The organism is Acidobacteriota bacterium, from assembly GCA_016703965.1.
GTDB lineage: Bacteria > Acidobacteriota > Blastocatellia > Pyrinomonadales > Pyrinomonadaceae > OLB17.
In genome coordinates this window covers 663,754-686,583 of the sequence record JADJBB010000021.1, presented here as the reverse complement: position 1 = coordinate 686,583, position 22,830 = coordinate 663,754, and the positions used below count along the sequence as shown (strand labels likewise).

The following is a 22,830-nucleotide window of genomic DNA, read 5'->3' as shown; positions in this document are numbered from 1 at the left end:
CATTATGCAGAAGCGAATTTTAATACTCTCGGTAATTTCCATCTTTCTTGCGAGCTGCGTTTTTGGCCAGCAGCCATCGCGGGACGTTTCTAAGGAAACTGCTCGCAGCTCGCAAGATTGGATTCGCGACGCGGTTATCTATCAGATCTGGGAACGCGCGTATTCGCAAAAAGGCGATTTTAATTCGATCACGGCAGATCTCGACCGCATTAAGAACCTTGGCGCCGATGTTTTGTGGCTGATGCCGGTTCATCCGATCGGGCAGGTCAAGAAGAAAGGTTCGGTCGGTTCGCCATATGCGGTTCGAGATTATTACGGCGTCAATCCCGATTACGGAACGCCCGCCGATCTCAAACGCCTCGTCGCCGAAGCCCACAAACGCGGCTTAAAAGTCATCATCGACGTCGTCGTCAACCATACCGCCTGGGACAACAAACTTATCACCGAGCATCCAGAATTCTACAAAAAGAATGAAAAAGGCGAGATCATTCCGCCCGTTCCTGATTGGGCAGATGTCGCGGGGCTCGATTACGAAAAACCGGCCGTTCGGAAATACATCATCGAGAATTTCAAAAGCTGGATCCGCGATTACGACCTCGACGGTTTTCGGTGCGATGTGGCGCTGTTCATTCCGACCGATTTCTGGGAAGAAGCCCGAGCCGAGGTTGATAAAGTAAAGGCAAATACCATATGGCTCGCCGAAGCCGAAAAGGCGGACCTGCTCGTGAAAGCTTTCGATGTCGATTATTCGTGGAATATGCACGGCGCTTTGACCGAGGTTATGCAGGGCGTAAAGCCAGCGTCAGCCTTGAGGAGGATATGGGAAGAGCAGGCCGCGACTTTCGCGAAAGGCTCGATCCGCATGCGTTTCTCCGACAATCACGACGAACGCCGGGCGATCGTGCGATTTGGCGAGAAAGGTGCTCTCGCGGCTCAGACGCTCGCCTTCACGCTCGACGGTGTGCCGCTGATATACAACGGAATGGAAGTTGGCGATACCGCCGAATCCGGTGCTCCGGCACTATTCGAAAAGCTGCCGATCTTCTGGCAATTCGCTGAACGCCGGCCCGAATTTCCGCGTTTCTACAAGGCAATGACTTCTTTGCGAAAAAGCAGCGTCGCCCTTCGTCGCGGCGATGTTAATTGGCTAAAGAATTCGGACGAGAACCGCGTCCTGACGTTCACACGCCGCTCGGGCAATGAGGAACTGCTGATCGCGATCAACATGACCAACGCACCGTTTTTTGGCTCGGTCGAAGCAAGCGGAAATTTTGAGGAGATCACGCCAAACATCGGCAACCCGCTGCCGCCTGACGATGAAAAATCAAAGCCGCCCGCGAAGGCAAATGTCGCATTGCCAACGCTAAGTTTAGACAGTTTTGGGTTTAGAATATTCAAACGAAAGTAAAACTCGTCTAAACCGATATGAAAAAGCGACTTATCTGGCTCACATTCGTAATTGCTCTCTTGCCATTGGCAGCCTCGGCTCAGTCAAAAACGCCGAAGACCGTGCGAGATTTCTTCATGGTGCTGCCCGACAAATATTTCAGCCTCGATTGCTGCATGACCATGCCGAGATCGAAGCAAAAGCCAGAGTATTTGAAACGGTATCTCAAGGTCGAAGACACCGCTAACGGCTACATGAGCGGCTATGGCGACGCGGCTCAGGAAGGCTTTGTGATGGCCCTTTTCAAACGTCCGAACGGCAGCTATCTGATCGGCTTTTACACCTACGGCGAAGGCGGCATTGAGGATACGCCGTGGACAGTTTTTCTCGATTATAAAGCCGGGAAATGGACCGACGTTTCGCGTAAATCGATCGCGAATTACAGCAAAGAAAAATACGTTTACGAATTGCCGCGAAACGGTACGACCGTTCAGGTCTTTGAGAAAGACGAGAACGGCACCGACTGGAACAAAGGCAAAAAGCTCCACGACCTTGTTTGGAAAGATGGTAAGTTTACACTATCAAAATAGCTCCTTCGATCGATCCAAGTAGCAGAAAAATGCGAAAACTTACAGGCTTGCTTTCTCTTATCTCATTATTTTTCATTTCAGCAACTGTTCCCTTGGGCCAGACTGCACCGAGAGTGTACGTGCTTAACGCGAAAACTCTGCAGGAACGCCGCAAAGCGGTTCTTGATCCAAAAACCGCCGCGCAATACGTACGTTCGATCAAGCGGCTGACGTCAGACGCTGACAGGGCCCTAAAGGTCGAGATCGCTCCCGTTACGTCGAAAACTGCCTCACCGCCGAGCGGCGATAAGCACGATTACATGAGCCAGGCTCCGTATTTCTGGAAGAATCCGGACACGAAAACCGGCTTCCCATACATCCGCCGCGACGGCGAGCGAAACCCCGAGATCCTGCAATATCCCGATCACACGCTGATGGACGACATGGTAAAGACCGTCGAGACGCTGTCGATCGGCTATTACTTCACCGGAAAAGAAGAATATGCCGCACGAGCCGCGACGATCCTGCGGATGTGGTTCCTCGGTGCAAAAACGAAAATGAACCCGCATCTGGAATACGCGCAGGCAATACCGGGGCTGAATACGGGACGCGGTATCGGGATCATTGAGACCCACGGCCTGATCCGCGTCGTTGACTCGATCGGATTGCTCGCGGCTTCAAAAGCCTGGACAAAAGACGATCAAGCCGGCCTCGAAACCTGGTTCGGCAAATACGTCACGTGGCTCACCGAAAGCAAAAACGGCCGCGACGAGGCTGCGGCTAAGAACAATCACGGCACGATCTACGACGTTCAGGTCGCATCGTTCGCTTTGTTCGCGGGTAAACCCGATATCGCCAAAAAGCTGATCGAATCGGCAAAAGCAAACCGCATCGCCAAACAGATCGAGCCCGACGGCAAACAGCCGCTCGAGCTCGAACGCACCAAGGCGTGGAGCTACAGCACGATGAATCTGGGCGGATTTGTTGAGCTCGCCCTGCTCGGCGACGCTGTCGGCATCGACCTCTGGAGCTATCAAACATCGGACGGCCGCAGCATTCGTAAGGCGTTCGACTGGCTGTATCCCTTCGCCGACGGCAAGAAAAAATGGGAATACCAGCAGATCGAGCCGCTCCTCGGCGAACGCCTCTACGACCAGATGAGGAAAGCCAAAGATAAATACCGCGACGACAAATTCAAGGCCGCGTTATCGGCGATCCCATCCATGTCACCAGACGACCGCGACTGGCTTTTGCTGCTTTAGTCGAGTTTTACCTCAGATGGACACGGATAGACACAGATAAGAAAAGATGGAAATCAGCGCTAAAAGCAAAACGTGGGTAATCTTTCCTGTGTACCGTTTCTTATCCGTGTCCATCTTTATCCATCTGTCGTTAATTCTTTTCTCGCTCGCCATCACAGCCCAAACCATCTCACCCGGCGGCCCAGGCAAGGACGCCCAGTGGGCGACCGCCGGTAAACAAGCCGTCGGCACATCCGCTTCGCTCGAATCAAAGGTCTGGTTCACACTCGCTCAGGGCGTGATGACCGAGGTTTATTATCCGGATGTGACGGTTGCGAATGTTCACCTCCTGCAATTCCTCGTCGTCGATCCCAAAACAAAAAAGGTCGAAACCGAGCAGGACGACGCGATCCACGAGATCAAAGTCCTACGGCCTGATTCGCTGACATTTCAGCAGGTGAATACGGCGAAGTCAGGGAAATGGAAGATCTCTAAAACCTATGCAGCCGATCAAAAAAGTAACTCCATCTTGATAAAAGTTGAATTTCTGCCAAAAGTGAGCGGCCTGCGATTGTACGTCTTTTACGATCCCTCTCTGGCAAATAGCGGCATGCACGACAGCGGCGCGTACTACCTCGCTAAGCCATCTGATCCCTCGGATCAAAGATCAAAAGATGTTCTCTCCGGATTCGTTGGCTATGACGGCGAGATCTCATCATTTCTCCATATCAGCGGTAAGATGGAAGAAGCATGGACAGGTCCGATCGGTCCGAACGATGGTCTTACACAGCTTCGCAAGGGTGGAACGATAAACAGCCGACAAACAAATGCTGAAAGTGGAAATATCGTTCAGATCGCTCGCGTTACACACCCTAGGAACTTCGTTGTAACTCTGTCGTTTGCTCGAACGATCGATGACGTAGTCAAAGAGCCATTCAGATCGTGGATTCAGTACGCGTTCAAAGATTGGACTACACCACCAAAACGGGAGGCCTCAAAATTTGCAGATTATGTCGAACGCCTTTTTGTTGAGTATGAACGCGAGTGGGCCGATTACGTCAAAACCATCCCTAAAGTCGATCCCAAATTCCAGGCCCAGTTCAACATGGCTGCGATGCAGTTAAAGGCTCTTGAAGATAAGACTGCGCGTGGGGCGAATATTGCTAGTTTGACGGTTCCGTGGGGCGGTGGTGAGAATGCGAACGAAAATAATGTCGGCGGATATCATCTCGTTTGGGCACGCGATCTGTATCAGGTTTTTACGGCGTACATGGCGCTTGGCGATAGGGCGGCGGCGGAGCGGGCTTTGGATTTTTTGCTGAAGGTTCAGCAAAAGCCGGATGGCAGTTTTCCGCAGAATTCGTGGCTCGACGGCAAGCCTTTCTGGGGTTCGCTTCAGATGGACGAGGTCGCTTTTCCGCTGATTATGGCGTGGCAGCTTGGAAGGTTTGATAAGGCGACTTACGAAAATCACCTGAAAAAAGCGGCCGATTTCATCGTCAAAAACGGCCCCGCGACGCCGCAGGAGCGTTGGGAAGAGGAATCCGGCTATTCGCCATCGACCATCGCCGCCGAGATCGCCGGGCTCGTGTGTGCCGCCGACATTGCAAAGCGAAACGGCGATACAGCCTCCGCCGCAAAATATCTCGCAACCGCCGACAATTGGCACGCCAATATCGAAAATTGGACCGCGACCAAAACCGGCAAATACGGCGACGGCAACTATTACCTCCGCATCACCCAGAACGGCAAACCCGATGCCGGTGAAATGATCGAGATCAATAACGGCTCCGGCACCTATGACGAACGCGACATCGTCGACGCGGGCTTCCTCGAACTCGTACGCCTCGGCCTCAAACCCGCGAACGATCCGCTGATCGCCAAATCGGTAAAGGTTATCGACCAAGTCATCAAGGTCACAACGCCGAACGGTGACGGCTTCTACCGCTACAACCACGACGGGTACGGCGAAATGGATGACGGACGGCGTTGGAACTTTGACGGAAAATATACAGGGAAAGGGCGTTTATGGGTTCTGCTTTCCGGCGAACGCGGCCAATATGAAATCGCTCTTTGCAATGAAACCATCAAAAAGATCCAACTTGATGGATTCAATTGCAACGAAAAGGAAATGGATGGTTGGCGATATAATCGGCTCGACGCGATGGCGAAATTCGCCAACGAAGGCCTCATGATCCCCGAACAAGTCTGGGACAAACCAGATCTCAGATCTCCCGATAAACAATTCGTCCCCGACCTGAAGTTTGGCGAGGGCACCGGTTCGGCAACGCCGCTTGCGTGGTCGATGGCACAGTTCATTCGCCTCGCGACGAATATCAAAGCCGGAAAAAACCTTGACACGCCGCAGGTGGTTTACGACCGATATGTTAGTGGAAACCGATAAGACATCCTTTATTTTCCTTGACTTAGAACCAGATTTCGCGTAAATTTTATCAACTTCTCAGCAGACAATTTAGTTATTCTCGTATAAGCAGCAGGTTCGTCTTTATGGCATCTAATCTGGTATCGATTCAGCGGCGAGGATTTGGTCAGACGATGCGCAGGGACAACTGGTGGGTCGCGCCGCTGCTGACCTTCATTGGGCTTGGAGCGTTCGTTGTGTATTCAACGTGGGCAGCATTTCAGGGCCAGCATTACAGCTTTGGCAATTATTTGTCACCGTTCTATTCGCCTGAGATATTCGGAAATTCGCCTCACGCGCTCTTCGGCCCGCCGCCGAGCTGGCTGCCGTCGTGGCTGCCGTTTTCGCCCGCTTTGCTTATCCTGTGGGCTCCCGGCGGATTTCGGTTCACGTGCTATTACTATCGCGGAGCCTACTACAAAGCCATGTGGGCCGATCCGATCGCCTGTGCCGTTGGCGAACCGCGCAAAGGCTATCGCGGCGAAAACTGGTTCCCGCTGGTTATGCAAAACATCCATCGCTATTTTCTCTATCTTGCACTAATATTTTTGTTCTTCCTCGCCTACGACGCGTGGAATGCGATGTGGTTCCTCGGCCCAGACGGCAAACAGCATTTTGGCATCGGCGTAGGAACTATCGTCCTGACGGCGAATGTCTTTTGCCTCGGCTTCTACACCCTAAGCTGCCATAGCCTGCGGCATCTCGTCGGCGGCGTTTATGACGTGCTTTCGAACAAACCGATCAGGAAAAAAGCGTACGGCTGCGTCAGCGCGCTGAACAAACGGCACATGTTATTCGCGTGGATCAGCTTGTTTGTGGTCGGGTTTTCGGATATCTACGTGCGGATGTGCTCGATGGGCGTTTGGAAAGATTTCAGATTTTTTTAGCGATGAGACGTTCTTTGGAAGGAAGGAATAACTGATCTAACGAGCATCAGTTGCCACTAGCTTCAGCTAGTGGAGAGAAGTAGATAAGGAAATAGGCTTTAGCCGAAATATTCTTAAAATAAAGCTACGCAAACTTGAGCACGTATGCCTTGGATAAGGGTCTGGTTACATTTTGTTTGGGCGACAAAAAATCATGCTCCACTTCTCAGTGACAACATCCGGCAGTCTGTTTTTCAACATATCCGAGAGAATGCCAGAACAAAAGGTATATTTATCGATCACATAAACGGATACATAGATCATGTACATTGCTTGATATCGCTTGGCAGCGATCAGTCGATAGAAAAGATAATGCAGCTCTTAAAGGGCGAGTCCTCATTTTGGATTAACAAAAGCGGACTCACCAACCATAAGTTTGAATGGCAGAACGAATACTTTGTTGTTTCGGTAAATCCGGCGGGTTTGAACAGTGTTCGGCGTTATATAGCAAGTCAAGAGGAGCATCATCGGCAAGCAACGTTTGAGCAAGAGTTCGATAATTTTCTCGTCCGAGCTGGTTTTCATAGATTTCCTGATTCGCACTAGTTTCGGCTAAAGCCTTGTCTTTTGTTTGCTGAGTCCACTAGCTAAAGCTAGTGGCAACTGATAAGAATGGATTATCCAATATTTGAACACGACGTTATCGTCATCGGTGCTGGTGGAGCGGGGCTTCGGGCGGCTATTGAGGCCTCGGGCTCGGGTGTGAGCGTCGGGCTGATATGCAAGTCCTTGCTCGGCAAGGCTCACACCGTGATGGCTGAGGGCGGCATGGCGGCGGCGATGGGGAATGTCGATGACCGCGACAATTGGCGGGTACATTTCGCTGACACGATGCGCGGCGGCCAATACGTAAATAACTGGCGAATGGCCGAGCTTCATGCAAAAGAGGCCCCGGACCGCGTCAAAGAATTAGAGGCCTGGGGTGCAGTTTTTGACCGCACAAAAGACGGCAAGATCCTCCAGCGAAATTTCGGCGGGCATCGCTATCCGAGGCTTGCTCACGTTGGCGACCGTACCGGTTTAGAGCTGATCCGTACGCTCCAAGATCACGGTATTCATCAGGGCATTGAGGTTTACATGGAGGTCACCGTGCTTTCACTGCTGAAAGACGGTGATCGCGTGGTCGGCTGTCTCGCATATGAGCGTGAACACGGGCGTTTTCGCATTTATAAATGCAAGGCGTTGGTGCTGGCGACCGGCGGCATCGGGCGGGCGTACAAGATCACTTCTAATTCGTGGGAAGGAACTGGCGATGGCCACGCTCTCGCTTACGACGCCGGAGCTGAGCTGATCGATATGGAATTTATCCAGTTCCACCCGACCGGCATGGTCTGGCCGCCGTCGGTTCGCGGAATTCTCGTCACCGAAGGCGTCCGCGGCGAAGGCGGCATTTTGCGTAACAGCGAAGGCAAGCGGTTCATGTTCGACGACATTCCGGACAACTACAAAGACCAAACCGCCGACAACGAAGAGGAAGGCTGGCGATACGTGACCGGTGACAAAAACGCCCGACGCCCGCCCGAACTCCTTACCCGCGACCACGTCGCCCGCTGCATCATGCGCGAGGTCAAAGCCGGACGCGGTTCGCCGCACGGCGGAGTTTACCTCGACATCGCCTGGATCAAAGAAAAGATACAAAACGCACCGGACCACATTAAGAAGAAGCTTCCGTCGATGTATCACCAGTTCAAGCAGCTCGCGAATCTCGACATCACGACCACACCGATGGAGGTTGGGCCGACGACGCATTATGTGATGGGCGGCATTCGGGTTGATGCGGATACGCAGGCATCGACCGTACCTGGATTATTCGCGGCAGGTGAATGCGCGGCAGGTATCAACGGTGCGAACCGTCTCGGGGGCAATTCACTCTCAGATCTCATCGTTTTCGGCAAGCGAGCCGGTGAATATGCCGCGATCTTTGCCAAAGAGAACGGCCACGGCACGATCGACAACGACCAGGTCGCCAAGATCGCGAAAAGCGCACTCGAACCATTTGAACGAGAAGGCGGGGAGAATCCGTACACGATCCAACACGATCTGCAGGAATTGATGCAGGCAAATGTCGGCATCGTCCGCACACAGGACGAGATGATCGAGGCTCTGAACGGCCTCGATATTCTCAGAAACCGAGCCGCACGGACATTTGTCCCCGGCAACATCGATTTCAACCCCGGCTGGCACACGGCACTCGACCTGCACAACCTGCTCATCGTCTCCGAAGCCATCGCCCGGGCGGCAATCGAACGCACGGAGAGCCGCGGCGGCCATTTTCGCGAAGATTTCCAGGCAAAAGATCCGGAATTTGCCAAATTCAACTTCGCCCTCAAAAAGACCGAAGACGGCGCGATGGCGATCTCAAAAATTCCGATTCCGGAAATGCCGGATTATTTGAAAGAGGTTATTAAGGAAATGGGATAGAAAGATAGTAACCACTAAAATACACGAAAGAAACACGAAAAAAGAATTCCTAATTTGGTGTTTTTTTGGTGTCCTTTCGTGGTTCCAAAATCTTATGTCCGAGTTGTTGTATAAGGAAGAGGTTTACCTGATTGCGGGGGCAATGTTCGAAGTATATAAGACGCTCGGGATCGGCTTCCTCGAACCAATTTACCAAGAGGCTTTGGCGGTTGAGTTTACAAAAAGATCGATTCCGTTTGAACGTGAAAAACCGTTGGAATTGTATTACAAGGATGTATTGTTGGAAAAGAAGTATTGTCCTGATTTCGTGTGTTTCGGAGAGATAATTCTTGAGCTCAAGGTATTGCCGAAGCTTTCAAATATTGAGGTTGCTCAACTCCTAAACTATCTAAAGATCACAAAAATGAAATTAGGAGTCTTAGCAAATTTTGGAAGCACACCGCATCTCGAATGGAAACGATACGTGCTTTAACTCATTTTAGTGCTTTTTCGTGTTTTTTAGTGGTTACTATTTCCTATGGCACAAGCAACATTTAGTATCAGACGTGGTGGGCGTGAGACGGCGGAGATGGTCGATTATCGGACCGATGTGACCGAGGGAATGGTTGTGCTTGATGCGGTGCATCAGATACAGGCTGAGTCGGCACCGGATCTGGCTTGCCGTTGGAACTGTAAAGCCGGCAAGTGCGGTTCGTGCTCGGCTGAGATCAACGGCATGCCGAAGCTGATGTGCATGACGAGGCTCGATACTATTCCGCTCGACGAGCCCGTGACCATCGAACCAATGCGAGCCTTTCCGCCGGTCAAGGATCTGATCACCGACGTAAGTTGGAATTACGAGGTCAAAAAACGCATCAAGAAATTCAAACCCCGTAAACCAGACGCCGAGGACGGAACATGGCGAATGCAGCAGGAAGATATCGACCGCGTGCAGGAATTCCGTAAATGCATCGAGTGCTACCTATGTCAGGACGTCTGCCACGTGCTTCGCGATCATGAAAAGCACCAGGAATTCATTGGCCCGCGATTTCTGGTCTATACGGCTGCATTAGAGATGCACCCGCTCGATACGGAGAACCGAACCGAGGATCTAAAGGAACTATTCGGCATCGGCTACTGCAACATCACTAAATGCTGCACTAAGGTTTGCCCGGAGCATATTACGATCACCGATAACGCTATCATTCCACTCAAGGAACGCGTGGTTGACGAACATTACGATCCGATCGGAAAACTGGTAAAATTGTTTAGAAAGAAGTAGTCGGATCGTTAAATGAAGTATTCACAGGCCGCTTGGGCCGAAAAAAGAGCTCGCGGCATCGTCCGTTTTTTGTTGATCGAGGGTGTCCTATTCACAGGCGGCCCTTTTGCCGTTATATTGCAGGTTGTCGGCTATTTCTTTTTAGCGGATGCTGATCAGACGTTTGGGCAGTATTTCACCATGACGCGTACTTGGGTGACGTTCTTTTTTCATGGTACTCTGTTCGGCGGGATCATGGGTTTTATTAACTGGCGGCGAAATGAAAAGGCTTTTGCTGCCCAGAGTATGGATGTACAGTAGCTCTCTCGAAGGGAAACTAACATGTTCGAATTAAAACCGTTACACGTCGAGGCGATTCCCGCCGCACTCGAAAAAGCCAATCGCTATCGCCTCCTCAACGAACCCGGAGCAGCCGAGAGCATCTATCTCGATATTCTCGCCATAGATCCTGAGAATCAGGAAGCCCTGAAAAATCTTGTCCTCGCGATGAGCGACCGTTTTGGCAAGGACTACGCGATCGGCGATGCCCGGATAACTGAATTCGTCACGCGCATCAAGAGCGACTACGAACGCACATACTACACAGGCATCATGTATGAGCGTCGTGCCAAGGCAGTTCTCGCCAAAAATGGTATCGGCGCATACGAGCTATTTCGTCAGGCAATGGACTGCTTTGAAACCGCCGAAGCGATGCGGCCCGCCGGAAACGATGATCCGATCCTGAGGTGGAATGGATGTGCCCGCATCATCAACCGCAACAACCTCGAACCTCGCGACATGCCGGACGATTTTATCGAGTAGTTTGCTTGCGGCTTAGCGTGGCTTGTGCGATAGTTTATTCGCTGCAAACAGTTGTATTATCACTAGCTTGTTCTATTAAGTATTTTTGTTAAGGAGACAAATATTATGGCAGGTAAATTTGAGTTAAAGGTGAGTGCAAACGGCAAATATCACTTCAATCTAAAGGCCGGCAATGGCCAGATCATCCTCTCGAGCGAAATGTATGAATCGAAGGCCGCAGCTGAAAATGGCATCGCTTCGGTGCAGAAAAATGGCGGCGACGACGCTCGCTTTGAACGAAAAGAATCATCGAACGGCAAACCGTATTTCAACCTCAAAGCCTCGAACGGCCAGGTGATCGGAAAAAGCGAAATGTATGAGTCGGTCGCCTCTATGGAAAATGGCATCGAATCCGTCAAAAAGAACGCTCCCGACGCAACGACTGTCGAAGTCTAGTGCTTTTTAGATCAAAAAAATAACAATAGCCCTGGCGTCGAGCTCGGGCTATTTTGCTGTTAACTCGGTTAGTAACCACGAATAAAACACCAAATTGAATTGATTGCTTTAGTGCCATTTCGTGTTCTTTAGTGGTTCCGGTCTTATCTCTATGTATAGAACAATCCTTGGTATCGAACGTCTCCTTTCCGACAAGATCGGCCTTATTCGAGGGCTTCGCATCGGCCTTGTATGTAATCAGGCCTCGGTCATTCCTGATACATTTGTCCACGCGGCTGACGCCTTTGGTGAATGCAGCGAATTTCAGCTGACAACGCTCTTTGGCCCGCAGCATGGGATTCGCGGCGATGTGCAGGACAACATGATCGAGACACCGCACACTGTCGACGAACGCACAGGCAAGCCCGTTTACTCGCTCTACAGCGAAACGCGCGAACCGACGGAGGATATGGTCAAGGACATCGATGCCTTTGTCATCGATCTGCAGGACGTCGGCTGCCGCATCTACACGTTCGTTTATACGATGGCGAACTGTATGCGGGCGGCGAAACAGTTCGGCAAAAAAGTGATCGTCTGCGACCGGCCGAATCCGATCAACGGCCTGGGCGTCGAGGGGAACATCACTGAACACGAGTTCAAATCTTTTGTCGGCCAATTCGAATTGCCGACCCGACACGGAATGACGATCGGCGAGCTCGCGCAGATGTTCAACGAACATTTCGGGATCGGCTGCGACCTGACGGTTGTAAAAATGGGTGGCTGGGGCCGTGAAATGTGGGGCGACCATACCGGTTTGCCTTGGATCCTGCCTTCGCCGAACATTCCGACCGTCGACAGTTGCGTCGTTTTCCCTGCGACCGTTCATATCGAGGGCACCGAGATAAGCGAAGGCCGCGGTACTACCAAACCATTCGAGCTGAACGGCGCACCGTTTATTGATCCTTACGAATGGGTTCGCGAGCTGGAAAAATTCAACTTTGAGGGAGTTAAATTCCGTCACGTCTTTTTCCGCCCGACATTCCAAAAATGCGCCGAACAAACATGCGGCGGCGTCCAGATCCACGTCACCGACCGCGAGGCCTTCACGCCCGTCATCGTCGGAATCGCCATGATCAAGACCGCCTACGATATGTACACAGAGCACTTCCAGTGGAAACAGGAAGCGTACGAATATGTCTTTGACGTAAACCCGTTCGATGTCGTCTGCGGCACGGATAAGATCCGTAAACAGATCGAAAGCGGCGTCTCGCTCGCCGAGATCGAGGCAGATTGGGCCGACGGGCTGGCCGCGTTCCGCGAGGCGAGGAAGCCGTATTTGATGTATTGATCAAATTTAAGACGGCTTAAAGCTGACGATATTTTCTGCCATTCCTTGAAACACGAAATAGTGGAACGGCAGGACCGAGTACCAATATAGGCGGCCGAAAAGGCCCTTGGGACGGAACGTGGCTGTTTGTTTCAGATAGTCTTGCCCGTCCTTTTCGACGATCATGAATTCCAGCCAGGCTTCGCCGGGCAGCTTCATTTCGGCATAAAGCAATAGCCTTTTTTGCGATTTGTCGGCAACCAAAACACGCCAAAAATCGAGCGTATCACCCGCGTTAATGCTGTTGAGGTTGGTCCTGCCACGACGAAGCCCGACGCCGCCAAACATCTTGTCCATAATGCCTCTGATCGACCACAGCCAGTTCGTGTAATACCAGCCGCGCTTCCCGCCGATCGACCAGATGTTGTCGAGCACCTGATCAACGTCAGTTGTGATCGGGATATGCCGTTCGTCAACAAAGCACCCGTTAACCGGCACTTCTAGATGCTCACGCAAGGAATTGTCCCGATAGCTCGAGACGAGCGAATCTTTCCAGCTTGAAAGCACACTGTTCTGACCAATTTTTTGAAAAGCGAGCTTCACCGACTCTCTGTAGGTCATCGGTTGAATACCGAGTCGTTTGCCGAGATCGTTTGGCTCCGCGATGACCTCGACTTTCATACTATTGACCAGATTGACGGCGAGCCGGTAGGACGTGCTCGTTACAAAATACAGCCAGTATGACGAAAGCTTTGGCGTCATTATCGGAACCGTAAAAATATACCGTTTCAATCCGCGAACTTCCGCAAATTGGAGCAGCATTTCCTTGTACGTCATTACGTCCGGGCCGCCGATGTCGTAGGACTGTCCGTAGGTGTCCTCGCGCATCAGGACGCCGGTCAGATATTCGAGTACGTTGCGGCTAGCGATGGGCTGGGTCTTTGTATTCAGCCATTTCGGCGTGATCATTATGGGGAGCTTCTCGGCCAGATCGCGGATGATCTCGAACGAAGAGCTTCCCGAGCCGACAATTATCGCGGCCTTGAGCGACGTCACCGGAACCTTGCTAGTACGCAGAACCTCGTCGACTTTCTTCCTTGACGCTAGGTGTTTCGAGAGTATTTTCTCGTTCGTGATCCCGCCGAGATAGATGATCTGTTTCGCGGATGTTTGGTCGACCAACTTAACAAAATTCGATGCGGCGGTCTCCTCCAGCTTTTCGAATCCGGACGAGTCGTCGTCACTCATCGAATGGATCAGATAGTACGCGGCATCGATCTCCTGCAGCTCAGGTCGAGCTGAACTATCCTTTAGAAAGTCGATCTCGACCACCGAAACTTTCGGATCGGCATAGAAACCATCGACGGGAAACCGGGCCTTATCGCGGACCGCGCAGACGACCTCGCACCCCTGCTGTATTAGAAGAGGCAGAAGTCGCTTGCCGATATAGCCGTTGGCTCCGGTGAGTAGAATTCTCATTAATGGTAGTTTACTACCATAGCGTGTCTAGACATCGATGCTGACTCGACCAGATCAAAACCGCTAGGTCTTTTTGCACCGACGTTTTGGCTTCGAACACTTGCCCGCTAGCAGTTTACAACGTTTTTGATATGAATATTCCGGTTTCGCAGGTCGATGCCGCCTTCGAGGATGGATTTGAGATTGCCGAGGTAGAATGTCCAGCCGTAGGAACAATCGACGTAAATTCCGCGGTCGGGATCGTCAGGAATTCGGCTTTGCGTTAGTTCAACGACGCTCTCGTCGCTTTCTTCTTTGATCGTAACGGTTACCAGGCAGTTCTGCGTAAATGTGAAAGCAAATCGATCGTGGCCGTTAGCCTCCGCGATCATGCCGCTCTCGCTCACGTCATCGAGATACCCGTGCCATCGCCAGTGATAAAGATCGCCGGGCTCGACCGGGCGATCTTGATTGCGTGGGCTGCCGTCGGCACCGGAATATTCCGCCGCCCGCAGGAACCATCGCTCGATCTGGGACGGGATCGCCCACGCCTCATAGATGGCGTGGATCGGCGAACCGACCGTAATTCGACGCGTGAATGTGCTCCAGTCGCGAGCCATTCTATATAACTCCTAAAACCAGCTTTTCTTGCTCTTACCGCCGAAGATGCTGCCCAGCACACCGCGAACGATGCTGTTGCCGATCTGGCGGCCGATCGAGCTGCTGGCGGAGCGGGCTACGCTTTTCGTTACCGATTCGATGAGCGAATCATTACGGCTGCTGCTCTTCGCTGCCCGCTCTTCGTCCTTTGCTGCCTTTTCCGCTTCCTTCGCGGCGGCCTCGGCTTCGGCAAGCTGCTGCTGTTCGGCGGCGCGTGCCTCGGCTTTGACCTGCAGCAGTTCGTACGCGGATTCCCGGTCGACAGCGTTTTCATAGACACCGGCAACAAGCGAATTTGCGATCAATTGTTGACGCTGTTCGGGCGTGATCGGCCCGATATGTCCGGCCGGCGGCACGACGAAAGCACGATCCACCATGGTCGGAACGCCCTTCTCATCGAGCGTCGAGATCAAAACCTCACCGACGCCGAGTTCGGTGATGACGGTTTCAGTATCGATCTTCGGATTTACGCGGAACGAGCTCGCCGCCGCACGAACGCCTTTCTGCTCCTGCGGAGTGTAAGCCCTGAGGGCGTGCTGAACACGGTTGCCGAGTTGAGCGAGAACCTTTTCCGGAATATCGGCCGGGTTTTGCGTGACAAAATAAACGCCGACACCCTTGGAACGGATCAGTCGAACGACCTGCTCGACCTTATCGATCAGAGCCTGCGGAGCGTCTGAAAAAAGCAGATGCGCTTCGTCGAAGAAGAAAACGAGCTTCGGTTTTTCAAGGTCGCCGGCTTCGGGCAGCGATTCAAAAAGCTCGGAAAGCAGCCAGAGCAGGAACGTCGAATATAGTTTTGGAGCATTAATGAGCTGATCGGCCGCGAGCAGGTTCAAAACGCCTTTTCCGCCGACGGTCTGCATGAAATCTTCGAGCTTGACGGCTGGTTCGCCAAAGAATTGATCGCCGCCCTGCTCATCGATCTGCAAAAGCCCGCGTTGGATCGCACCGACCGAAGCGGTCGAGACGTTGCCGTACTGCAGCGTCAATTCATCGGCATTCGTGCCGACATACTGCATCAGTGCCTGCAGATCCTTCAGGTCGAGCAGCATGAGCCCGTTGTCGTCGGCCCACTTGAACGCGATCGACAGCACGCCTTCCTGTGTGTCGTTGAGCTGCAAAAGCCGCGAGAGCAGCAGCGGCCCCATTTCCGAAACCGTCGCCCGCAGCGGATGCCCTTGCTTGCCAAAAACATCCCACACCGTCGCCGGAAATTGTTCGAAAGCGGGCGTGATGCCGAGCTGGGTATTACGCGCGTCGATCTTCGGATTGCCGCCGCCAATTTGCGTAACCCCGGTCAGGTCACCTTTGATATCGGCCATAAAAACCGGAACACCGCGCGAGCTAAATCCCTCAGCTAGCTTTTGCAGCGTAACGGTTTTACCCGTTCCGGTCGCACCTGTAATAACGCCGTGGCGATTGGCCATCTGCGGCAAAAGGAAAAATTCGTTGGCATCAATTTTGGCAACGAGAATTGGTTCTGTCATATATGTGTAGTTATCGGTGGTCAGTTGTCAGTTGTCAGAAGCTCCTAACTGGCCACTGACAACCGATAACTGACCACTGCTCTTAGCAATTTTCGTACTTCCAGTTCCTCGCCTTGCCCTCAGCGAGCCATTCGATGGTGGTGGCCAGCCGTTTATCGCGAGTCGCTTCTGATTTCGCTCCTGATATCCATTCAACGTAATCCTTCTTTTTCGAATATGGAAAATTGTTAAACGTCGCGGCCGCAGCCTCGTCGCGAGCGAGGGCTTCGAGTAAAATATCGGGCACGACCAACTCTTTTCTTTCGGCAGCAGGCTTCGTCTTTACCACTTTTACACCGTCGTCGTTGAGCTTTACGGCCTTGATGATGAGCGCCTTCATCGTCTCGTCGTCGGGCAGGTCGCTGATCGCGGTGATCCGCCCAAAGCTGCCCATCGCCGTCTTTTCGCTCGGCAAAGCCGCATCGTCCATCAGCGAATGCTTCCAAAAACCGAAAGCACAATGCCCCTTGAACGACGCCATGCTGCAAAACATCCCTTTGTAGTCGAAATGCGGAAAGCTCCACTTCATAGTCTCCGTCAGATCAGGACAAGCCTCGTGAACCAGAGCCCGAATGTGGCGAAGTATCGGCTTCGCAAAATCGTTCGACTTCTCAATATACGCGTCAACTCGCGGATCTATCGTCGGCATAGCGCTACTATACTGCAAAAACTGTTCGTTGCCGAAGCCCGCAAGAAGTAAGGGCTCCCTTATCAGTTTCTTAAAAAATCCATTCCCCCGAGATCCGGATATTTGTCGCCTTTTTTAAATACGATCGCCGGTGCGTCCTTCCTCGATAACTGCTTCCATACGAGCGTCAAGACTCCCGCTTCGTCCCTTCGAATAACGCGGAATACATAGACCGAATCGTTGCGTTCTTTATATCGAAGAACCCTCTCAAGACTCAATTCACCATATGGCGTTTTATAGGTTACGTTTCCCTTTCTATTAAACTCGATCTTTCTTACTGCGAACGTCGGTCCGGCGGATGTAACAACACTCTCGGAAAAGACGTAACCACCTGCTGCAACTCCTTTCGTAAAGAGTTTAGAAGACGCTTCTGCTTCCCAAGCTGTGGTGGCCGGCACATAATGAATAAGGTGTTTAACAGGGAGATGAGTAGCGGTCACATTCTCGATCGCCATGTCGCCGAGCGACACCATGATCGATTGAGAAAATAGTCCTTTGCTAATAAATCGATCCTTCAAATAACCGACGTCGCCGCCGCCGTATTTTCCGGCCCTGAAAGAATAAAGTGAACTGTCCGGCACAAATCCCCTACAATCGCCGGCAACGTTGATCAATCGCTTTTGAACACAGCCTTGGTCGGGAAACAGTTTGAAGATGCCAGTATTTTCTCCTTTCAGAAATTCCGCATATCGCAAGCGGTCAGCCGCATCAACACTGCGTATGGCATCAAGTTCCTTGATACTGGCTTTATCAAGCCCTTTCCTCCCGGAAGTCCGCGGCCGCCATACTCCTACCTCCGTCCTCTGAGTCTCAAGCGCGGGCCAGTCGGACGGCGGTTGTGAGAAAGTCGGTATAGCCAAACCTGTCGAGATCAACGACATCGACATAAAAAGCCAGAACTTCATATGTGCCAATACCTCCGCAGATCGTGAAATGCACCGTATTATATCCGATTTTCTTTGCGAATAACCAATTTCAACCCTGACCATTTCTCGTCTACCGCACAAACTTTGACGTCCACCAGCCCGAGCGGAAACGCGGCTTCGCGGATGGTATCCTCGGTGATCTCGGTCGGCAGCTTCGCCGCCTTTTTGTACCACGAGACCCAGATCGAACCGTCCTGTTTAATACGATGCCGAAGCACCGCAAGCTGGGAAAAAAGCTCGTCGCGGCTGTTCGTGAAAAGATGCGCGATCTCTATATCGGCCCGCTGCCCGCCCTCAAAGATCTCCACCCCATCCGGCACCGGAGCAACCAACTGCCCATAATCATCAGGCGCATTCACAGCCAACACCGCCATGCCCGCCTTCATCCCCAACTTCTTTGAGAGCGGCGTTGCCGAATATCCGGTATTCATAAATTCAACGTGGCCCGCGTAGCGGGTCTCAGCATAAAGCAACGCGGCGTAAGCCCGTGGATACGGTAAAAAATCTACCAAGCCATCGTAGACGGCAGCAGAACGTGGTGTCAACGATCTGGAATGAACACAGACAATTTTCATCCGCTATCGCGGGTTCCAATATATCGTGCGCTTATCCACGGGTTTGCACCCGTGGCTTTATGCTTACACCCGCTACGCGGGCTGACGATCATCACATCACCTATTCGGTTCTGGGCATCAATTTGTTCTCTTCTTTCTCTTCCTCGGGCCGACGGTGATAGTTACTGTTTCGGTTAGCTTTAGGTAGAGGCAGCCGGCGGCGTCGGTCGCGGGGTCGATGAATTTTTCGGCGGCGGTGATGCGGATGCCGAAGTGTTTGCAGAACGGGTTTGCGTAGATGACGCGGCTGCCGCCGTGCTGCTGAGGCTTGAGCGTAAAAGCGTTGGCAGCGGTAACGCATTGGGTCGGTTCGAGGACGATCATGTTCTTTGGCCGGTTGTAATAGAGATAGACCGCCGTCGGGCGGCCCATCATCTGGTGGAGCTTGCCGTTTATGAAGATCTTGCCCTTGGCATCGATCGTCGCGTGGACGCGTTCCGAATACGGAACCGTCGGACCGCCCATGAATTTTTCACATTGTCTGTCGAGTGTTTGCATAATTTTCCGGATCTTTGAATTTGGATTTTAGGTTTTAGGTTTTAGGTTTAGGCCGTTGCCTGAATATTTCATAGATAGCACACTATCCCATATAAGTCAAGCTTTTTTCGTGCCCGTTTCGTGTTCATTCGTCACCAATAGCCTTTAAAGACCACAACACGGATCACGCCAAGATCCAGCTTTGCTTTCGCCGCTCTTGCCTGACGCTCGCGGCCTTTGGCGATTTGGACGGTTTTACGAAATATCTCGGAAAAGCGGTCAGGGATGTGTCGCGTTTGGTCATACAATATGCACTTTGGTCCTACAAACGACACATTGAGCGACACATCTTGCAGTGCGTTCTTTTCTTGAATGATCGTAAACGCAAATTCTCGCTGATCATTGGTAAACAACGGATCGGACGCCAGTTGCGATTGATTTAATCATCGAATTGCTACATAATCGATAATTTTGATATTTACGAGTGCACCGATACCGTACGTTCACCTGTCGGTGGCCGTTCGGACAAAGATAACAACACAATATGAACAGTTACGTGATTTATTTAGTGCCCGCGTTGGGAGTTTTGGGGTTGATCGTGATGGCGATCAAGTCGGCATGGGTCAGTAAGCAGGATGCGGGTGACCCGAACATGCAGGAGCTCGCCGGCTATATTGCCGACGGAGCGATGGCGTTTTTGAAGGCCGAATGGCGAGTGCTCAGCGTCTTTGTTCTATTCACCGCCGTACTGCTCGCTTATTCCGGAACGATCCATGAGGTAAACGGCAAAGAGATCCACTCGAGCTGGGTCATTTCGATCGCCTTTATAATCGGTGCGGTTTTCTCCGCGACCGCGGGCTACATCGGGATGAAGGTCGCGACCAAGGCAAACGTCCGCACGACCCAAGCTGCCCGCACAAGCCTCAAACAGGCACTGAAAGTCTCATTCACCGGCGGAACGGTGATGGGCCTCGGCGTTGCCGGCCTGGCGGTTTTTGGACTGGGCGGCCTGTTCATTGCCTTCCTCGCACTGTTCGCGGGCCTGGGAGCAAATCAAGTAAAGACAGCGATCGAGGTGTTGACCGGTTTCTCGCTCGGAGCTGAGTCGATCGCACTCTTTGCACGCGTCGGCGGTGGTATTTATACCAAAGCGGCCGACGTCGGGGCCGACCTGGTTGGTAAGGTCGAGGCGGGAATTCCCGAGGACGACGTTCGTAACCCTGCGACCATAGCCGATAACGTCGGCGATAACGTGGGCGACGTTGCCGGTATGGGAGCCGATCTTTTCGGTTCGTACGTCGCGACGATCCTTGCAACCATGGTTTTGGGACAAGAGATCAAGGTAGTGGATTCATTCGGCGGCATGTCGCCGATCCTGTTGCCGATGGTTATCTGCGGTCTCGGCATCGTTTTTTCGATCGCCGGCTGCGCACTGGTCACGATCAAGGACGATAAATCCAGCGTCCAAAATGCTCTGAATATCGGCAATTGGTCGTCGATCGTGCTAACGGTCATCGCTTCGTATTTCGTTGTGATGTGGATGCTGCCCGAAAACTTGACGTGGTCCAACCCGGCTCGTGGAGCCGCTTTCACCCGAAACGGTGTATTCGGTGCTATCGTCGTCGGCAGCATTGTCGGTGCGATCATGAGTATCGTTACTGAATATTTCACCGCCATGGGCAAAAAGCCGGTGCTGTCGATCGTTCGCCAATCCTCAACCGGGCACGCGACAAATATCATCGGCGGCTTGTCGGTCGGCATGAAGTCGACGGTCATCCCCGTACTGACGCTCGCCGGCGGTATCATCGCTTCATACTATTTTGCAGGTTTGTATGGTGTGGCTATTGCCGCTGCCGGCATGATGGCGACAACAGCCATGCAGCTCGCGATCGATGCCTTTGGCCCGATCGCCGACAACGCCGGCGGTATCGCGGAAATGAGCCAGCTGCCGCCTGAGGTACGCGAAAGAACGGACAATCTCGATGCAGTCGGAAATACAACGGCCGCAACCGGAAAGGGCTTTGCGATCGCATCAGCAGCCCTGACATCGCTCGCTTTGTTCGCAGCTTTCGTCGGAATGGCCGGCATCGACCGTATCGACATCTACAAAGCGAACGTCCTCGCCGGCCTGTTTGTCGGTGGAATGATCCCGTTCATCTTTTCGGCGTTGTGCATCCAGGCGGTTGGTAAGGCCGCGATGGAAATGGTTGAAGAAGTTCGCCGCCAGTTCCGCGAGATTCCGGGCATTATGGAGCACAAAGCTAAGCCGGAATACGAAAAATGCGTTGCCATTTCAACCAACGCATCGATCAGACAAATGATGATGCCGGGAGCCATCGCTCTGATCACTCCGGTTCTCGTCGGGTTTACATTCGGGCCCGAGGTTCTGGGCGGCTTGCTCGCGGGTGTCACCGTATCCGGAGTTCTGATGGGGATCTTCCAGTCAAATGCCGGCGGTGCATGGGACAATGCGAAAAAGTCGTTTGAAAAAGGCGTCGAGATAAACGGAGAGATGTACTACAAAGGATCGGAGCCCCACAAAGCATCTGTTACAGGAGACACGGTCGGTGATCCGTTCAAAGACACATCGGGTCCCTCGATGAACATCCTGATCAAGCTGATGTCAATTGTGTCGTTGGTCATCGCACCTTTCATTTCCGGAATTTCGAGATAGATCCTCGCGTTCTGGACGATTATTAAGACTATTGGGCCACTGTCAGAACTACTGACAAGTGGCCCGATGGTTTTTAGGCATACCAATTTACGATCTTAGGTATCACAAAAACCGTGCTGCGAGTGAGGTATCTTCACACGACAGCAACTTCATGCTAAAGTTTTCCGAAGATTATTTACGTCCCTTCATCAATGCTGGCCACACGGCCGTGCATTTTAACCAAAAAGGTAATTTAAAGAGAGATTTAGTTATATTATGAAAAATGTACTCAGCACCGTCGCTCTCGCTTTCATTTTCTTAACAGCATTACAACTATCGGCGTCGGCCCAGGATGAACGCCCCGGTATCAAGATCGATGCGATCGCGAAGGCGGGTGATAAGGTCGGGGATTTTGTTCCCAAAGGTTGGAAGATCGAGGAAAATGTCTCTGGCGACCTAAATGGCGATGGCATCGCGGATCATGCGTTAAAGCTGATCGAAGACATTAAGTCGACGCCCGATGAACCCGCGGACCGTAACCGTGCGCTTGTTCTCGTTTTTGCCAACAATGACGGTAAACTTACGCGGGCTGCTGTCTCAGACAAACTGCTGCAATGTACGTCTTGCGGCGGTGCGTTTTACGGGGTAGTTGATGCTCCCGCGAACGTGAAGATCGAGAAAGGCGTTCTCATCGTTGACCAAGACCGTGGTTCTCGCGAGGTGACCGAGACTACATATCGGTTTAGATATGACGAGCAGCCCTCGATGTTTATCCTGATCGGCTTTGATTACACGAGCCGCGACCGTGCGAATGGCGAAGTTTCGTCGGAAAGTACGAATTACCTCACCGGCAAACGGATCACCACGACCGGCAAAGGCAAGAAAACCACGACGAAGACTACGACTGTCCAGAAAATGCGTTACAGCCTCGAGGAAGTCGATGCCGACAAGTTTGACGAAGAAGCGACGAACCGCTTGGGGTTGGGTTGATCATTCCTGGTGCAGCCAGATGAAGGAACGGCTCGATGAACTCCTTGGCTCGTGGCGGCTTTGCGA

23 protein-coding genes are annotated in these 22,830 nt (G+C 52.2%); 15 read left to right on the top strand and 8 right to left on the bottom strand.

Features of this window, described 5'->3' with window-relative positions:
* Positions 1-4 precede the first annotated feature (4 nt).
* The 13 genes from IPG22_10585 to IPG22_10525 all read left to right on the top strand — a co-directional run bounded on the left by IPG22_10585 (position 5) and on the right by IPG22_10525 (position 12,790).
* The gene (locus tag IPG22_10585; protein MBK6588728.1) at positions 5-1,408 is read left to right on the top strand and encodes a family 10 glycosylhydrolase; all 1,404 of its coding nucleotides are present in this window, start codon (positions 5-7) and stop codon (positions 1,406-1,408) included.
* A 17-nt stretch (positions 1,409-1,425) separates the two neighbouring features.
* Positions 1,426-1,977: a hypothetical protein gene (locus tag IPG22_10580; GenBank protein ID MBK6588727.1), complete on the top strand. Its 552-nt coding sequence runs from the start codon at positions 1,426-1,428 to the stop codon at positions 1,975-1,977.
* A gap of 29 nt (positions 1,978-2,006) precedes the next feature.
* Entirely contained in the window at positions 2,007-3,218 is a 1,212-nt protein-coding gene (locus IPG22_10575) for an alginate lyase family protein (protein ID MBK6588726.1), read from the top strand.
* A 106-nt stretch (positions 3,219-3,324) separates the two neighbouring features.
* Complete coding sequence (locus IPG22_10570) at positions 3,325-5,601, top strand: glucoamylase (protein MBK6588725.1); 2,277 nt, start codon at positions 3,325-3,327, stop codon at positions 5,599-5,601.
* A 104-nt stretch (positions 5,602-5,705) separates the two neighbouring features.
* Positions 5,706-6,506, top strand: a complete 801-nt coding sequence (locus IPG22_10565) for a succinate dehydrogenase (GenBank protein MBK6588724.1) — start codon at positions 5,706-5,708, stop codon at positions 6,504-6,506.
* Between the two features lie 144 nt (positions 6,507-6,650).
* Positions 6,651-7,091, top strand: a complete 441-nt coding sequence (gene tnpA / locus IPG22_10560; protein MBK6588723.1) for an IS200/IS605 family transposase — start codon at positions 6,651-6,653, stop codon at positions 7,089-7,091.
* Positions 7,092-7,157: 66 nt separating this feature from the next.
* Entirely contained in the window at positions 7,158-8,966 is a 1,809-nt protein-coding gene (locus IPG22_10555) for a fumarate reductase/succinate dehydrogenase flavoprotein subunit (protein MBK6588722.1), read from the top strand.
* 94 nt (positions 8,967-9,060) lie between these two features.
* Positions 9,061-9,438: a GxxExxY protein gene (locus IPG22_10550; protein MBK6588721.1), complete on the top strand. Its 378-nt coding sequence runs from the start codon at positions 9,061-9,063 to the stop codon at positions 9,436-9,438.
* Positions 9,439-9,483: 45 nt separating this feature from the next.
* Positions 9,484-10,227, top strand: coding sequence for a succinate dehydrogenase/fumarate reductase iron-sulfur subunit (locus IPG22_10545; protein MBK6588720.1), 744 nt, complete (start codon positions 9,484-9,486; stop codon positions 10,225-10,227).
* 12 nt (positions 10,228-10,239) lie between these two features.
* Positions 10,240-10,527: a hypothetical protein gene (locus IPG22_10540; protein MBK6588719.1), complete on the top strand. Its 288-nt coding sequence runs from the start codon at positions 10,240-10,242 to the stop codon at positions 10,525-10,527.
* Between the two features lie 21 nt (positions 10,528-10,548).
* A complete protein-coding gene (locus IPG22_10535) occupies positions 10,549-11,028 on the top strand; it encodes a hypothetical protein (GenBank protein ID MBK6588718.1) in 480 nt (159 codons plus the stop codon).
* A 105-nt stretch (positions 11,029-11,133) separates the two neighbouring features.
* Positions 11,134-11,463, top strand: coding sequence for a YegP family protein (locus IPG22_10530; protein MBK6588717.1), 330 nt, complete (start codon positions 11,134-11,136; stop codon positions 11,461-11,463).
* A 151-nt stretch (positions 11,464-11,614) separates the two neighbouring features.
* Complete coding sequence (locus IPG22_10525) at positions 11,615-12,790, top strand: DUF1343 domain-containing protein (GenBank protein MBK6588716.1); 1,176 nt, start codon at positions 11,615-11,617, stop codon at positions 12,788-12,790.
* A 6-nt stretch (positions 12,791-12,796) separates the two neighbouring features.
* Here IPG22_10525 and IPG22_10520 read toward each other — a convergent pair whose 3' ends face one another.
* From IPG22_10520 to IPG22_10485, 8 genes are all read right to left on the bottom strand, one after another.
* The gene (locus tag IPG22_10520) at positions 12,797-14,248 is read right to left on the bottom strand and encodes an SDR family oxidoreductase (protein MBK6588715.1); all 1,452 of its coding nucleotides are present in this window, start codon (positions 14,246-14,248) and stop codon (positions 12,797-12,799) included.
* Between the two features lie 107 nt (positions 14,249-14,355).
* A complete protein-coding gene (locus tag IPG22_10515; GenBank protein ID MBK6588714.1) occupies positions 14,356-14,847 on the bottom strand; it encodes an SRPBCC domain-containing protein in 492 nt (163 codons plus the stop codon).
* A 12-nt stretch (positions 14,848-14,859) separates the two neighbouring features.
* Entirely contained in the window at positions 14,860-16,377 is a 1,518-nt protein-coding gene (locus tag IPG22_10510) for a DUF853 family protein (GenBank protein ID MBK6588713.1), read from the bottom strand.
* Between the two features lie 82 nt (positions 16,378-16,459).
* Positions 16,460-17,065: a YdeI/OmpD-associated family protein gene (locus tag IPG22_10505; protein MBK6588712.1), complete on the bottom strand. Its 606-nt coding sequence runs from the start codon at positions 17,063-17,065 to the stop codon at positions 16,460-16,462.
* Between the two features lie 62 nt (positions 17,066-17,127).
* Positions 17,128-18,009: a hypothetical protein gene (locus tag IPG22_10500; GenBank protein MBK6588711.1), complete on the bottom strand. Its 882-nt coding sequence runs from the start codon at positions 18,007-18,009 to the stop codon at positions 17,128-17,130.
* Positions 18,010-18,047: 38 nt separating this feature from the next.
* The gene (locus IPG22_10495) at positions 18,048-18,461 is read right to left on the bottom strand and encodes a DUF3052 family protein (GenBank protein ID MBK6588710.1); all 414 of its coding nucleotides are present in this window, start codon (positions 18,459-18,461) and stop codon (positions 18,048-18,050) included.
* A gap of 261 nt (positions 18,462-18,722) precedes the next feature.
* Positions 18,723-19,142, bottom strand: coding sequence for a hypothetical protein (locus tag IPG22_10490; protein ID MBK6588709.1), 420 nt, complete (start codon positions 19,140-19,142; stop codon positions 18,723-18,725).
* A 131-nt stretch (positions 19,143-19,273) separates the two neighbouring features.
* Positions 19,274-19,534 (bottom strand): hypothetical protein, encoded by a 261-nt coding sequence (locus IPG22_10485; protein MBK6588708.1) that lies wholly within the window; start codon positions 19,532-19,534, stop codon positions 19,274-19,276.
* 131 nt (positions 19,535-19,665) lie between these two features.
* Between IPG22_10485 and IPG22_10480 the strand changes: the two genes are divergently transcribed.
* On the top strand, positions 19,666-21,795 hold the full coding sequence (locus IPG22_10480; GenBank protein ID MBK6588707.1) for a sodium-translocating pyrophosphatase: 2,130 nt from the start codon (positions 19,666-19,668) through the stop codon (positions 21,793-21,795).
* Positions 21,796-22,050: 255 nt separating this feature from the next.
* Positions 22,051-22,764, top strand: coding sequence for a hypothetical protein (locus IPG22_10475; protein ID MBK6588706.1), 714 nt, complete (start codon positions 22,051-22,053; stop codon positions 22,762-22,764).
* Positions 22,765-22,830: the final 66 nt, after the last annotated feature.

What these genes read in the sequence shown, in the direction of transcription:
- IPG22_10585 (MBK6588728.1), top strand. Translation starts at nt 5, where the DNA reads ATGCAGAAGCGAATTTTAATACTCTCGGTAATTTCCATCTTTCTTGCG.
- IPG22_10580 (MBK6588727.1), top strand. Translation starts at nt 1,426, where the DNA reads ATGAAAAAGCGACTTATCTGGCTCACATTCGTAATTGCTCTCTTGCCA.
- IPG22_10575 (MBK6588726.1), top strand. Translation starts at nt 2,007, where the DNA reads ATGCGAAAACTTACAGGCTTGCTTTCTCTTATCTCATTATTTTTCATT.
- IPG22_10565 (MBK6588724.1), top strand. Translation starts at nt 5,706, where the DNA reads ATGGCATCTAATCTGGTATCGATTCAGCGGCGAGGATTTGGTCAGACG.
- tnpA (MBK6588723.1), top strand. Translation starts at nt 6,651, where the DNA reads ATGCCTTGGATAAGGGTCTGGTTACATTTTGTTTGGGCGACAAAAAAT.
- IPG22_10555 (MBK6588722.1), top strand. Translation starts at nt 7,158, where the DNA reads ATGGATTATCCAATATTTGAACACGACGTTATCGTCATCGGTGCTGGT.
- IPG22_10550 (MBK6588721.1), top strand. Translation starts at nt 9,061, where the DNA reads ATGTCCGAGTTGTTGTATAAGGAAGAGGTTTACCTGATTGCGGGGGCA.
- IPG22_10545 (MBK6588720.1), top strand. Translation starts at nt 9,484, where the DNA reads ATGGCACAAGCAACATTTAGTATCAGACGTGGTGGGCGTGAGACGGCG.
- IPG22_10540 (MBK6588719.1), top strand. Translation starts at nt 10,240, where the DNA reads ATGAAGTATTCACAGGCCGCTTGGGCCGAAAAAAGAGCTCGCGGCATC.
- IPG22_10535 (MBK6588718.1), top strand. Translation starts at nt 10,549, where the DNA reads ATGTTCGAATTAAAACCGTTACACGTCGAGGCGATTCCCGCCGCACTC.
- IPG22_10530 (MBK6588717.1), top strand. Translation starts at nt 11,134, where the DNA reads ATGGCAGGTAAATTTGAGTTAAAGGTGAGTGCAAACGGCAAATATCAC.
- IPG22_10525 (MBK6588716.1), top strand. Translation starts at nt 11,615, where the DNA reads ATGTATAGAACAATCCTTGGTATCGAACGTCTCCTTTCCGACAAGATC.
- IPG22_10520 (MBK6588715.1), bottom strand. Translation starts at nt 14,248, where the DNA reads ATGAGAATTCTACTCACCGGAGCCAACGGCTATATCGGCAAGCGACTT.
- IPG22_10515 (MBK6588714.1), bottom strand. Translation starts at nt 14,847, where the DNA reads ATGGCTCGCGACTGGAGCACATTCACGCGTCGAATTACGGTCGGTTCG.
- IPG22_10510 (MBK6588713.1), bottom strand. Translation starts at nt 16,377, where the DNA reads ATGACAGAACCAATTCTCGTTGCCAAAATTGATGCCAACGAATTTTTC.
- IPG22_10505 (MBK6588712.1), bottom strand. Translation starts at nt 17,065, where the DNA reads ATGCCGACGATAGATCCGCGAGTTGACGCGTATATTGAGAAGTCGAAC.
- IPG22_10500 (MBK6588711.1), bottom strand. Translation starts at nt 18,009, where the DNA reads ATGAAGTTCTGGCTTTTTATGTCGATGTCGTTGATCTCGACAGGTTTG.
- IPG22_10495 (MBK6588710.1), bottom strand. Translation starts at nt 18,461, where the DNA reads ATGAATACCGGATATTCGGCAACGCCGCTCTCAAAGAAGTTGGGGATG.
- IPG22_10490 (MBK6588709.1), bottom strand. Translation starts at nt 19,142, where the DNA reads ATGCAAACACTCGACAGACAATGTGAAAAATTCATGGGCGGTCCGACG.
- IPG22_10480 (MBK6588707.1), top strand. Translation starts at nt 19,666, where the DNA reads ATGAACAGTTACGTGATTTATTTAGTGCCCGCGTTGGGAGTTTTGGGG.
- IPG22_10475 (MBK6588706.1), top strand. Translation starts at nt 22,051, where the DNA reads ATGAAAAATGTACTCAGCACCGTCGCTCTCGCTTTCATTTTCTTAACA.